The organism is Pseudarthrobacter sp. fls2-241-R2A-127, assembly GCF_030209355.1.
Lineage (GTDB): Bacteria > Actinomycetota > Actinomycetes > Actinomycetales > Micrococcaceae > Arthrobacter.
Window position 1 is genome coordinate 62,352 of the sequence record NZ_JARVSF010000011.1, and the last position, 12,829, is coordinate 75,180.

Consider the following 12,829-nt stretch of genomic DNA (forward strand, 5'->3'; position numbering starts at 1 on the left):
TGCCGCCAGCAGGCAGACTTAGCAGATGCTGCCTTTCCTGCTTCTCGCATCCCGGGCCGAGGACACCGCCGCCGAGGACGAGTACGCGGCCTACCTGAGGTACGGCGGACTGGAGGAGCGGGAACTGCACCGGGTTCGGCTTGAGGCCGTTCCGCTGCCCGCCCTGGACCTTTCGCGGTACTCCGGGGTGATCGTCGGCGGAAGCCCGTTCACCTCCAGCGATCCGCCCGGGGACAAGAGCGCGGTACAGCACCGGGTGGAACGGGAACTTTCGGGCCTCCTGGACCGGCTCGTGGCGCTTGACTTTCCATTCCTGGGTGCCTGCTACGGGGTGGGAACCCTGGGCACGCACCAGGGCGCGGTGATCGACCGGACCCACGGTGAACCGCTGGGAGCGGTGGAGATCGAACTGACCGCCGCGGGGCTGCAGGATCCCCTGCTGCACGGGCTGCCCCGGACGTTTACGGCCTTCACCGGCCACAAGGAGGCTGTCAGTTCGCTGCCGGGGCACGCCGTCCTGCTGGCGCGCTCCGCCACCTGCCCGGTCCACATGTTCCGGATCAAGACAAACCTCTACGCCACCCAGTTCCACCCCGAGCTGGACGCGAATGGACTGGTGACCCGGATCGATATCTACCGGCACGCCGGGTACTTCCCGCCGGAATCCGCCGAGGAACTGATGGCCGCCGCACGCCGGTCCACCGTGACCGAGCCCATGACCGTCCTGAAGAACTTCGTGGCACGCTACGCCCGCTGAACATGGCAATGCCCGGCGGGCCGGATGGCCGCGCCGGGCATTGTGGCATCGGAGAAATCAGGCCACGTTGTTCTCGTAGTCCAAGTCGCGGGTTTCGCGGGTGAGGAACAGCGCGATCAAAGTCAGCACGGCCATGGACGTCAGGTACACGCCGACCAGGACGGGGCTGCCCTTGGCCGCTTCCCACAGCGCAACGGCGATGAACGGCGCCACGGCTGCACCCAGGATGCTGGAGAAGTTGTAGCTGATGGCAGAGCCGGTGTAGCGGACGTTCGTGGGGAACAGTTCCGGCAGCAGCGCCCCCATGGGCCCGAAGGTCAGGCCCATCAGGGAGAACCCGAGGATCAGCAGGCCCATGGTGCCCACGAAGCCGCCGCTGAACAGCGGGACGAACAGCAGGCCGAACACGAAGATGCCGGCGGTGACGGCCATCAACATCTTCCGGCGGCCATACTTTTCGGCGAGCGGGCCGGAGACCAGGGTGAAGATGCCGAAGAAGACGACGCCGGCGATCAGCATCCAGAGGAAGTCGTTGCGGGTGTACCCCAGGCCGGGGACGAACGCGGCAGCGGCAGCCTCGGTCATGGGCTTTCCGGCCTTTTCGGCGGCCGCCTGCGCACCGGCCAGCGTGGGCTTGGTGCCGTAGGTGAGGGTGAACGTGGTCATCAGGTAGAAGAGCACGTAGGTGGCCAGCATGATGAAGGTGCCCAGGATCAGCTGGCGCCAACTGGTCTTGAAGACGCGGCCCAGCGGAAGTTTCGCCACCTCGTTGGATTGAACCACCTTGGTGAAGGCGGGGGTTTCGATCAGCTTGAGCCGGACGTACAGGCCCAGGATGACCATGACGGCGCTGAGCAGGAACGGCACGCGCCAGCCCCAGGCCGCGAAGGCTTCCGGCGAAAGGGTGTAGCTGGCCACGAGGAAGATGACGTTGGCGATGATGAAGCCGATGGGGGCGCCCAGTTGCGGGAAGGTGCCGTAGATGGCGCGCTTGTTGGCGGGGGCGTTCTCCGTGGCCAGCAGGGCCGCGCCGCTCCATTCGCCGCCCAGGGCCAGGCCTTGGGCAAAGCGCATGATGACGAGCAGGGCCGGTGCCCAGAATTCCCAGCCGGGTACCAGGGCGGTGGGGAGGCAGCCGATCAGGAAGGTCGCAATGCCCATGGTGAGCAACGACGCCACAAGGGTTCCCTTGCGGCCAAACTTGTCACCGAAGTGGCCGAACACGATGGAGCCAAGGGGGCGGGCGACGAACGCCACGCCAAAGACGGCGAAGGAGCTCAGCAGCTGGGTGGTCTCGTTCTGGCCCGGGAAGAAGAGCTTCGGGAAGACGAGCACGGCGGCGGTGGCGTAGACGTAGAAGTCGTAGAACTCCACGGTGGTGCCGATCAGGCTCGCCACGATGACGCGGCCGCGGGAGTTCACCGGCTGGTGCGAACCGGGCACCGTGGTGGTATCGGGGGATGACATAGGTAAGCGCTTTCGTGAGACCGGCCGGGCACAGGCAGGTCCGCCTCCCGGCTCGAATAGTTAGAGTTCGATCTTACTTCGCCGCGTCCAGTCAATGGACGAATCGTCCACCATATGGACATGTGTTGTGCGTCTCACGATACGGGCTCCACGCCGGGCCTCACGCCGGTATGCAGGCCCGGATAGGCAAAAGTCACAGCGCGTTAACAAACATCGACCGTCCGCGAAACGAGCCGTCCCTACCTTGGAGGAACAACATCCCCTGAAGGAGGTAACCGTGACTGTTGACCGCACCGTTGATGCCGGCGCCGGAAATACCCTTGACCTTGATGAGGCCACTGGACCGGCAGCCGTTGCCGCATCCGCCAGCGCACAGCCCGGCCGTACCCGCACCACAGACGCCCCTGCCCTTGAATTCCGCCCCGGCCGCTGGATCGCCAACTGGGATGCCGAGAACAAGGAGCAGTGGGAAACCGCCGGCCGCGCCATCGCCCGCCGCAACCTGAACTGGTCCATCTTCGCCGAGTTCCTCGGCTTCGTGGTGTGGCAGCTGTGGTCCATCGTGGTGGTCCAGCTTCCCGCCGCCGGCTTCACCTTCTCCACCTCGGAGATCTTCTGGCTCATCTCGATGCCCAGCCTCGTGGGCGCCACCCTCCGCATTCCCTACACGTTCATGGTCCCCCGCTTCGGCGGACGGAACTGGACCATCGTCTCCGCACTGCTGCTCCTGATCCCCTCCACCGGACTGGCCCTGTGTGTCTCCAACCCGGGCACGCCGTTCAGCGTCATGCTCCTGGTGGCCGCCCTCGCCGGCTTCGGCGGCGGCAACTTCGCCAGCTCCATGGCCAACATCACGTTCTTCTACCCGGCGAGGGAAAAGGGCTGGGCGCTGGGCCTGAACGCCGCCGGCGGAAACCTGGGCGCCGCAGTCGCACAGCTTGCCGTCCCCATCGTCATCACCCTCCTCGCCGCCGGCACCGTCAACCTGCCAATGGCCGGGTGGATGTGGGTCCCGTTCATCCTGCTGGCCGCGTTCGGCGCCTTCAAGTACATGAACAACCTCACCAGCGCCAAGGGCGACGTGGCAGGCTCGGTCGCGGCGCTGAAGGAACCGCACCTGTGGATCATGGCGCTGCTGTACATCGGCACGTTCGGCTCCTTCATCGGCTTCGCCGGTGTATTCCCCAAGCTCATCAAGGACTACTTCCCCGCGTTCTCCTCCATCGGAGTGGGGACCGTGGCCTTGTCCCTGGCCTTCCTCGGCCCCCTGGTGGGTTCGCTGGCCCGCCCGTACGGCGGACGCATGGCGGACCGGATGGGCGGCGCCCGGATGACCGTTGCCGCCTTCGCCTCCATGGCCGTGATCACGCTTACCATGATCTGGACCCTCCCCCTGAAGAACTTCCTGCTCTTCCTGGTCCTCTTCCTGATGCTGTTCACCGCCAGCGGATTCGGCAACGGCGCCACCTACCGGATGATCCCGGTCATCTTCGCCACCTCCAGCCGGGCGGCCCGCAACGGTGCCAACCCGGTGGCCACCCAGCGCCTGGCGTCCTCGGCCCTGGGCCTGATCTCCGCGATCGGAGCCTACGGCGGTTTCGTGATCCCCCAGGTGCTGAATGCCTCCAGCACCGCCAGCGGCTCCTACACTCCGGCCTTCTACGGATTCGTCGGCGCGTATGTCCTCATGCTGGTGGTCTGCTGGACCTGCTACATCCGAAACGCCGGCCGTAACGCGATGGGGCACGTCTAACATGACCAAAAGCGCCGACACGCACTGCCCCTACTGCGCCCTGCAGTGCGCCATGACGCTCACGTCCCCCGCGGACCTGGCCCCGGCTGCACAGCCGGGGCCAGGCCCCGTGCCTGCCTTGAACCCCGCGCCCGCACTGGAAGTTGCCGGCCGGGACTTCCCCACCAACCGCGGCGGCCTCTGCCGCAAAGGGTGGACCTCCCCCACGCTCCTGAACCACGCCGGCCGGATCACCGAGCCGCTCCTGAAGGGTCCCGACGGCGTGCACCGGCCCATCGGCTGGGACCAGGCCCTGGACCTGGCCGCCTCGGCAGTCCGGGATGCCCGCGCCCGCCACGGGGCGGACTCCGTGGGCGTCTTTGGCGGCGGCGGACTCACCAACGAGAAGGCCTACCAGCTGGGCAAGTTCGCCCGGCTGGCACTGGGGACCTCCCGGATCGACTACAACGGCAGGTTCTGCATGTCCTCGGCAGCTGCTGCCGGCATGCGCGCCTTCGGCGTCGACCGCGGCCTGCCCTTCCCGCTCGAGGCCCTGGATGCCGCCAGCACCATCCTCATGCTGGGTTCGAACGTCGCCGAGACCATGCCGCCGTTCGTCCAGCACCTGCAGGGTGCCCGCCACGCCGGCGGACTGATCGTGGTGGATCCGCGCCGCTCCGCCACGGCAGCCTTCACGGCCGACGGCGGCGGCATCCACCTCCAGCCGCTGCCGGGCACCGACCTGGCCCTCCTGCTGGGACTCTCGCACGTGGTCATCCACGAAGGCCTGGCGGACACCGGCTACCTGCAGGAGCGCACCACGGGCTACGACGCCGTAGCCCGCAGCGTCAACGCCTTCTGGCCCGAGCGCGTGCAATCCCTCACCGGCGTGCCCGCGGACCTGATCCGGGAAACCGCCCGCAGGCTCGCCGCCGGGGCGCAGGCAGGCGGCAGCTACATCCTGACCGGCCGCGGCGTGGAACAGCACGTGGACGGCACCGACACCGCCACCGCCGCCATCAACCTCAGCCTCCTGCTGGGCCTGCCGGGCTCGGCCCGCAGCGGCTACGGAACCCTCACCGGGCAGGGCAACGGACAGGGCGGCCGCGAGCACGGCCAGAAGGCGGACCAACTCCCCGGCTACCGGAAGATCACCGATCCTGCCGCCCGGGCGCACGTCGCCGCCGTCTGGGGCGTGCCGGAAGCCCTGATCCCGGGGCCCGGCCTGCCCGCTGTACAGCTGTTGAAGTCGCTGGGACAGCCCGACGGCGTGCGGTGCCTTTTCGTACACGCCTCCAACATCGCCGTGGCAGCACCCGATGCCAATGCCGTCATCGCGGGACTGCGCAGCCTGGACTTCCTGGTGGTGTGCGACTTCTTTATGTCGGAGACGGCTGCGGAGGCCGACCTCATCCTTCCGGTCCTCCAGTGGGCAGAGGAAGACGGCACCCTGACCAACCTGGAAGGACGCGTCCTGCGCAGGCGCCGCGCCATTTCCCCTCCCGCCGGTGCCCGCAGCGAGCTGTGGATCATGGCCCGGCTGGCTGAGCGGCTGGACGCGCCCTCCACCTACAGCGAGGACCCGGAGACGGTCTTCGAGGAACTGCGGCTTGCCTCCGCGGGCGGCCTTGCCGACTACTCCGGGATCGACTACGCCATGCTGGACCGGGGCGAGGCCGCTTACTGGCCTTACCCTGCCGGCAGCACCGGCACCCCGCGGCTCTTCACGGACGGCTTCGCGCACCCCGACGGCAAGGCTGTCATGGTCCCGGTGGTTCCCCGCCGCCGTCGTCCTTCCGCTGCGGACCCCGGCGTAAACGCGGCGGCCGGAGCCAGGGAAATGACCCTCATCACCGGGCGCCTCCTGGAGCACTACCAGTCCGGGGCGCAGACCCGCCGGGTGGCCGAACTGCTCGCCGCCCAGCCGGAGGCGACCGCCCAGATCCACCCCGCGGCCGCTGAGGCACTCGGCGTCACCGCCGGTTCGCTGCTCTCGGTGGCCAACAGCCGCGGCGAGGTGGTGTGCCGGGCGGAGCTCAGCACTGCCATCCGGGCCGAAACAGTCTTCCTGCCGTTCCACTTCCCGGGGTCCGAAAGCGCCAACCGGCTGACCGAAGCCGCCACAGACCCCATCTCCGGGATGCCCGAATTCAAGCTAAACACCGTGTGGGTCCGGCCCGTGGCCGCACCCGATTCCGCCCGCATGCTGCAACAGACGGAGGCCTCATGAGCGAGCAGATTGTGATCGTGGGATTCGGCCCCGTAGCCGCCAGGCTGGTGGACGAGCTCCTGCCCGCCGTCCGCGGCGGCCAGGCCCGGCTGACCGTGGTGGGTGAAGAGTCCGAGGCCGCCTACAACCGCGTCCTGGTGGCGGACCTCGGCGTCGGGCGGACTACCGCCGACGCCCTGGCCCTCGCCGATGCGGCCGACCTGGCGGCCGAGGGGGTGGACGTCCGCCTGGGCGTCCGGGCCAAGAGGGTGGACCGGGCGCGGCAGCAGGTCCTGCTGTCCGACGGCACCGCCGTGCACTATGACCGGCTGGTGTTTGCCACCGGGTCCCGGCCCGTCATCCCCAACCTCACCGGCATCAACCCCGACCCGGCCTCCCCCGTGCTTCCCGCCGGAGTTACGGCACTGCGCGACCTCCGAGACGCGGACGTGCTGCGGCGGGCGGTGGACGGCGGCAAGCGTGTGGTGGTCCTGGGCGGCGGCGTCCTGGGCCTCGAGACCGCACTTGCTGCGGCGGAGGAAGGCGCCACGGTCACCGTGGTCCACAACGGACCGCATCCCCTGGGGCGCAGCATCGACCGCGGCGGCGGGGCCGTCCTGGCGGCGGGGCTGCGCCGGTGCGGCGTGCGGGTGGCAGGCAACGCCCGCTCCACCGGCGTAGAGCACAACGCGCCCGACGGCGGTTTCTCGGCCCTGCTGCTCGATGACGGATCCGCGATCGACGGCGACCTCCTGGTCATCTCGTGCGGAGTCCGGCCCCGGACCGAGCTGGCCGAAGGCTGCGGCCTGTCCACCGGCACCGGGATCCTGGTGGACCACCGGCTGCGGGCCCACCATGAACCGCACATCTTCGCCATCGGCGACTGCGCGGAGGTTCGCTGCCCGGATCCGGGCTGCGCGGCATGCAGGAACGCCAAGGGCCCGTCCGGGCTTGTGGGTCCCGGCTGGCGCCAGGCCGAATGGCTGGCCGGCTACCTCACCCTGCTGGCCGAAGGGAAAGCCGCGGAAGCGGACCTGCTGCCGGCGCTGCCGCCGGAACAACCCGCCGTCGTTGTGTTGAAAGCCCGTGGCCTGAACATGGCGGTGGCCGGGGACAATGCTGCCGACCCCTGGGACGAGGAAGCGCTCACGGCGGGGGCCGTCAACGGCCGGCCGCGCCTCCAGATCGCCCAGTGGGCTGATCCGGAGCACGGCCGCTACGTCAAGATGACCACGCGCGGCGGCGTCCTTGAAGCCCTGGTATCCGTGGGGATGCCACGCACCGCAGCCGAACTGGTAGGGCTCTTTGAACGGGGCGCCGAACTCCCTGCCGACCGTTCGCTGCTCTTGCGCCTGGACGGTCCGGACCAGATCCCCGGCGCCGGAACCGCCGACCCCGCCGGCACCGTCTGCCGGTGCGCCGGTGTCAGCGGAGCCGCAATCCAGGGCGCCGTGGAGGATGGCTGCTCCACCGTGGCGGAAGTGTCCAAGGCCACCCGGGCCGGTACCGGGTGCGGCGGATGCCACGAGGACATCAAGGGGCTGATCGAACGGCACTTCCAGGCGGCCGCTGCATAGCTGCCGGCGGGGCTTTGTTCCCTTGGCAGCGGTGTTCCGCAGGAGTTGACTGGTCACAGGATTCCACCGTCTGCAGGAGGCACCAATGCCCTTCCCCATCATTCTGGCCGTCGCCGTCGTGGTGCTCGCCGCCGTGGCCGGAGCCATGGTGCTCCGGCAGAAGGATCCGCAGCGACGCGCCGCTGCACTGGTGAGGACCGCGGCCGTCCTCATGACGGCCTTCACCGTACTCGCCGCGGCTTTCATCGGTGGCGAGGCGATGGACCAGCCCGGGGGCATGGCCGGGTTGGTCATGATCCTGACCTGGCTTGGTCCAATGCTGGTTCTCGCGGCTCTCGCCTGGTTCTGGCCGGCCGGGACCATTCCCCTTCTGGTGGCGCTCTCCGCGGGCTTGGTCGCGGCCGGCGTATGGTTCGCCCTCGATCCGGCGGTGGCGCGCAGCCTCCAGGATGCGAACGGCCCTGTCGTTGCGGTCGGCGTCGTCGCCCTGGCGTTCCCCGCCGCTGTCCTGGGACTGAAACGGCCAAACCCGGCCGGCTGGCTGCTGGTCGGCCTTGGCACGCTGCCGTTGCTGATCACATTTCTTGGCCGGTCAGGGCCCGCGGCCTCCCTGGCCGCCGCCAGCGCGGTTCCGCTGATAGCCGGCATAACCTACCTGGTGGCCGCACGGCTGGCCCGGCGGGACCCTGCATCCCGGAATACGCTACCGGCCTCCGCATAAGCCTCTGCACGGATAACGCTGGCCGGCGACAACGTGGACGGCCTGTCAGGCTGCACCGTGTCTACCTCTCACATCCCAAATAACAGGAGGGCTGCACCGATGCCCAGCCCCACCATGCCGGCGTGCACCAGCGCGTTTCCCGCCAGGGGAAGCCCAATCATGGGCCGAGTGTAACAACGGAACGCCCACCGGATGCGGGCCCTTCGGCCCTTACATGTGGACGTGCAGGCGGCGGGCGGCCTCGGAGATGGAACCGGTCAGCGACGGGTACACCGTGAACGTGCTGGCGACGTCATCAACGTGCAGCTTCTGCTTGACGGCGATGGAGATGGGGAAGATCAGCTCGGAGGCGTTGGGACCCACCACCACGCCGCCAATCACGGTTCCGGAGCCCTTCCGCGCAAAGATCTTCACGAACCCGTCCTTCGCGTTACGCATCTTGGCGCGGGCGTTGCTGCGCAGCGAAAGCTTGATGATGTCCGCCTGGTACTTGCCGGACTCGATCTCTGCCTCGGACACCCCCACATTGGCGATTTCCGGGGACGTGAAGATGTTCGATGCCACCTGGTGCAGCTTGAGAGGCGTCACGCCGTCACCCATGAAGTGCGCCACCGCGATGCGGCCCTGCATGGCGGCCACGGAGGCGAGCGGCAGGACACCGGTGCAGTCGCCCGCGGCGTAGATGTTGGGGGCGGTGGTGCGGGATACGCCGTCAACCTTGATATGGCCGCTGTCGCTGACGGCCACGCCTGCTTCTTCGAGGCCCAGTCCGGCGGTGTTGGGAATCGAGCCCAGGCAGAGGAGGCAGTGGCTGCCGGTCACAGTGGAGCCGTCGGCGAGGGTAACCACCACGCCGTCGTCTGTCCGCTCCACGGACTGTGCGCGGGACCGGGACAAGACCCGGACACCGCGGCGCTCGAAGACTTCCTCCAGCACCACCGCGGCGTCGACGTCGGAGCCGGGAAGAACGCGGTCGCGGCTGGAAACCAGGGTGACCTTGGACCCCAGGCCGTTGTACGCGGAAGCGAACTCGGCACCAGTGACGCCGGAGCCGACGACGATCAGTTCCTCGGGAAGTTGGTCAAGGTCGTAGATCTGGGTCCAGTTCAGGATCCGCTCACCGTCCGGGCGGGCGGTTTCCAGTTCGCGGGGGTGCGCGCCCACGGCCAGCAGGACGGTGTCGGCTTCCACGGTCTCGGTGCCGTCGGCGGTCAGGACCTCGATGGTGTGGTTGTCCAGGAGCCGGCCGGAACCGGCAATGATCCGTACACCCTGCTTTTCCAGGCCGTCGCGGATGTCCTGGGACTGGGTGCGGGCCAGGTTAAGGAGGCGGTCGTTGATGTGCTTGAGGTCAGCGTGCATCACCGGCACGAAGTCGCCGCCGTCGACGTCGAATTTCACGCCCAGCTCGCCCGCCTCTGCCACCCGGGCCATGAGGTCTGCCGTGGCGATGAGGGTTTTGGAGGGAACGACGTCGGTCAGCACGGCGGAGCCGCCGAGCCCGGCACGTTCGATGATGGTGACCGTCGCCCCGAGCGAGGCGGCCACCATAGCCGCTTCGTATCCACCGGGACCGCCTCCCAGGATAGCGATTCGGGGGGAACTGAAATCTGGATGCGTAGTCACAGTCATCCATTCTCGCCCATCTCCGGCCGGACCACCAAGAAAATGGGGCGCTTTCCGGGCCCGCCGTGATGAGGGCAACAGTCGGGGCAGGATAACTTGTACTGGTGAGTACAACAGACTTCCTGAACACGGACCCGTTCGCCGCTGCCCGAGCCGCCGCCGACTACATCGCCGAGGAGACCGGAGTGGACCGCCACGACGTCGCACTGGTCCTCGGTTCCGGCTGGGGCGAAGCCGCCGACCTGATCGGCGAGACCACCGCCACCCTGTCCGCGGACGAGGTTCCCGGCTTCCACGCCCCCGCCGTGGAAGGCCATGTGGGAACCATCCGGTCTGTGCTGACCAAGGACGGTAAGCGCGCCCTGGTCCTGGGTGCACGCACCCACTACTACGAAGGCAAGGGCGTCCGGGCAGTGGTGCACGGCATCCGGACCGCGGCGGCGGCCGGCTGCAAGACGCTGGTCCTCACCAACGGCTGCGGCGGACTCAACGAAGCCTGGACACCCGGAACCCCGGTGCTGATCAGCGACCACATCAACCTCACCGCCGCTTCCCCGCTGGAGGGCGCCACGTTCGTGGACCTGACAGACCTGTACTCACCGAGGATCCGTGGACTGGCCCGCGAGGTGGATCCCACCCTGGACGAGGGCATCTACGCGCAGTTCCCCGGCCCGCACTACGAAACCCCGGCTGAAGTGCAGTACGCCAAGCGGATCGGGGCGGACCTGATCGGCATGTCGACGGCCCTCGAAGCAATCGCCGGCCGCCACGCCGGAATGGAAGTGTTCGGTATTTCCCTGGTCACCAACCTGGCAGCGGGCATCAGCCCCCGACCGCTCAGCCACCAGGAAGTCATCGAATCCGGCCAGGCCGCGGGCCCGCGTATCTCCCGGTTGCTGGCCGACATCATCGCCCGGCTCTGAACGCCCCGGGCTGCCCCGGTGCAGGCAACGGACCTGCAATGACGATAGCGTTAGGCCCATGACGTCTTCCGATGCCGAACTTCGCCTGCTTGCCGAGGCCCGGGAATGGGCTGCCCTGGATCCGGATCCCGCAACACAGGCATCGCTGCTTGAGCTGGTCAGCCTCGTTGAAGAGGGCGACCCACTGGCCCGGCAGGAACTGGAAGACAGCTTCCGGGGCACGCTGCAGTTCGGCACGGCGGGCCTGCGCGCCGCCCTTGGACCCGGGCCGAACCGGATGAACCGGGTGGTGGTCCGGCGCGCCGCAGCCGGACTCGCCGCCTTCCTGGTGGACGCCATGGCCGGCGCAGCATCCGGCACCCGGCCGCGCGCCGTCGTCGGCTACGATGCCCGGCACAACTCGGATGTCTTCGCAGCCGAAACCGCCGCCATCTTCACCGCTGCCGGTATCGAGACCTTCCTGCTCCCGGCAGCCCTTCCCACTCCCCTGCTGGCCTACGCCGTCCGCGCCCTGGAATGCGACGGCGGCGTCATGGTCACCGCCAGCCACAACCCGCCGCAGGACAACGGTTACAAGGTCTACCTGGGCCGTCACGCCGTGTCCCATGACGGCGACGGCGCCCAGATCGTGGCACCTTACGACGCCCGCATCGCCGAGCGGATCAGCGCCGTGGGCCCTGTCGATTCAATCGAACTGGCCGCCGGCGGATGGACCGTGCTGGACGGCTCGCTGGCGGCGGGCTACCAGCGGGCGACCGCGGGATTGGCCATGGCGGACCGCTTCCCGGCCCGGGACCTGCGGATTGTCCTGACGCCGCTGCACGGCGTGGGCGGCCGGACAGCACTGGAGGTCCTGGCGGCCGCAGGTTTCACGGATGTCACCATCGTGGCCGAACAGGCCGAGCCGGACCCCGAATTTCCCACCGTCAACTTCCCCAACCCGGAAGAACCCGGGGCACTGGACCTCGCCCTGGAGGCGGCCGAACGGCTCGACGCCGACCTCGTCATAGCGAACGATCCCGACGCCGACAGGGCTGCCGTCGCCGCCAAGGACCCGGACACCGGCGCCTGGCGGATGCTCCGCGGAGATGAAGTCGGCGCCTTGCTGGGGGCCCACATCGCCGCCAGGCTCGCTGATGCCGGAACCGGGGCCGAGACGGACCGCCCTGGTGTCTTCGCCAACTCGATCGTGTCCTCCCGGCTGCTGGCCCGCGTCGCCGCCGCCGCGGGCTTCGCCCATGAAGTAACCCTGACCGGGTTCAAATGGATCTCCCGCGTCCCCGGCCTCACCTACGGCTACGAGGAGGCGCTGGGCTACTGCGTTGCGCCGGACCTGGTCAAGGACAAGGACGGCATCTCCGCCGCGGTCCTGATCGCCGAACTCGCTGCCACCGCCAAAGCCGCCGGCAAGACCGTCTTCGACACCCTCGACGAGCTGTACCTCCAGCACGGCCTGCACGCCAGCGACCAACTGAGCATCAGGGTCGCGGACCTGGGTCTCCTCGATGCCATGATGAACCGGTTGCGCGTTTCGCCGCCGGAATCGTTTGGGCAGTCAGCGGTGGAAGTCTTCACGGACCTGGCAGAGGGAAGCGGGCAGTTGCCGCCCACGGAGGGCCTCTTGTATATCACCAGGGACCTGACCCGCGTGATCATCCGGCCCAGCGGCACGGAGCCCAAGCTCAAGTGCTACCTCGAAGTGATACACCAGGTGGGATCCGCCGCCGAACTCCCCCAGGCGCGCCAGGCGGCGCGTGCCGCATTGGACGAGGTCCTGCACGACGTCAGCGAGGCACTGGGACTTTAACCGCGGAAAG

9 protein-coding genes are annotated in these 12,829 nt (G+C 68.5%); 7 read left to right on the forward strand and 2 right to left on the reverse strand.

The window, feature by feature from the left end; all coding sequences use genetic code 11:
* Positions 1-25 precede the first annotated feature (25 nt).
* Positions 26-757 carry a glutamine amidotransferase gene (locus tag QRN53_RS08935; RefSeq protein ID WP_285243655.1) on the forward strand — a complete coding sequence of 244 codons (732 nt, stop codon included), beginning with the start codon at positions 26-28 and terminating at the stop codon, positions 755-757.
* A gap of 57 nt (positions 758-814) precedes the next feature.
* On the opposite strand, the gene QRN53_RS08940 is transcribed toward QRN53_RS08935, so the two are convergent.
* Positions 815-2,224 carry an MFS transporter gene (locus QRN53_RS08940; protein WP_285243656.1) on the reverse strand — a complete coding sequence of 470 codons (1,410 nt, stop codon included), beginning with the start codon at positions 2,222-2,224 and terminating at the stop codon, positions 815-817.
* Positions 2,225-2,501: 277 nt separating this feature from the next.
* Here QRN53_RS08940 and QRN53_RS08945 point away from each other — a divergent pair, with 277 nt between their 5' ends.
* The 4 genes from QRN53_RS08945 to QRN53_RS08960 all read left to right on the forward strand — a co-directional run bounded on the left by QRN53_RS08945 (position 2,502) and on the right by QRN53_RS08960 (position 8,463).
* The gene (locus tag QRN53_RS08945) at positions 2,502-3,977 is read left to right on the forward strand and encodes an MFS transporter (RefSeq protein WP_285243657.1); all 1,476 of its coding nucleotides are present in this window, start codon (positions 2,502-2,504) and stop codon (positions 3,975-3,977) included.
* Position 3,978: 1 nt separating this feature from the next.
* Positions 3,979-6,186: a molybdopterin oxidoreductase family protein gene (locus QRN53_RS08950; protein ID WP_285243658.1), complete on the forward strand. Its 2,208-nt coding sequence runs from the start codon at positions 3,979-3,981 to the stop codon at positions 6,184-6,186.
* Positions 6,183-7,742 carry an FAD-dependent oxidoreductase gene (locus tag QRN53_RS08955; protein ID WP_285243659.1) on the forward strand — a complete coding sequence of 520 codons (1,560 nt, stop codon included), beginning with the start codon at positions 6,183-6,185 and terminating at the stop codon, positions 7,740-7,742. Before QRN53_RS08950 ends, QRN53_RS08955 begins: the two co-directional genes overlap by 4 nt.
* An 85-nt stretch (positions 7,743-7,827) precedes the next feature.
* On the forward strand, positions 7,828-8,463 hold the full coding sequence (locus tag QRN53_RS08960) for a hypothetical protein (protein WP_285243660.1): 636 nt from the start codon (positions 7,828-7,830) through the stop codon (positions 8,461-8,463).
* A gap of 210 nt (positions 8,464-8,673) precedes the next feature.
* Here the strand turns inward: QRN53_RS08960 and QRN53_RS08965 are convergent, their stop codons facing one another.
* Complete coding sequence (locus QRN53_RS08965; protein WP_285243661.1) at positions 8,674-10,089, reverse strand: NAD(P)H-quinone dehydrogenase; 1,416 nt, start codon at positions 10,087-10,089, stop codon at positions 8,674-8,676.
* A 104-nt stretch (positions 10,090-10,193) separates the two neighbouring features.
* On the opposite strand from QRN53_RS08965, the gene QRN53_RS08970 reads away from it, so the two are divergent.
* Both QRN53_RS08970 and QRN53_RS08975 read left to right on the forward strand, forming a co-directional pair.
* On the forward strand, positions 10,194-11,012 hold the full coding sequence (locus tag QRN53_RS08970) for a purine-nucleoside phosphorylase (protein ID WP_285243662.1): 819 nt from the start codon (positions 10,194-10,196) through the stop codon (positions 11,010-11,012).
* 58 nt (positions 11,013-11,070) lie between these two features.
* Positions 11,071-12,819, forward strand: coding sequence for a phospho-sugar mutase (locus tag QRN53_RS08975; protein ID WP_285243663.1), 1,749 nt, complete (start codon positions 11,071-11,073; stop codon positions 12,817-12,819).
* Positions 12,820-12,829 lie beyond the last annotated feature (10 nt).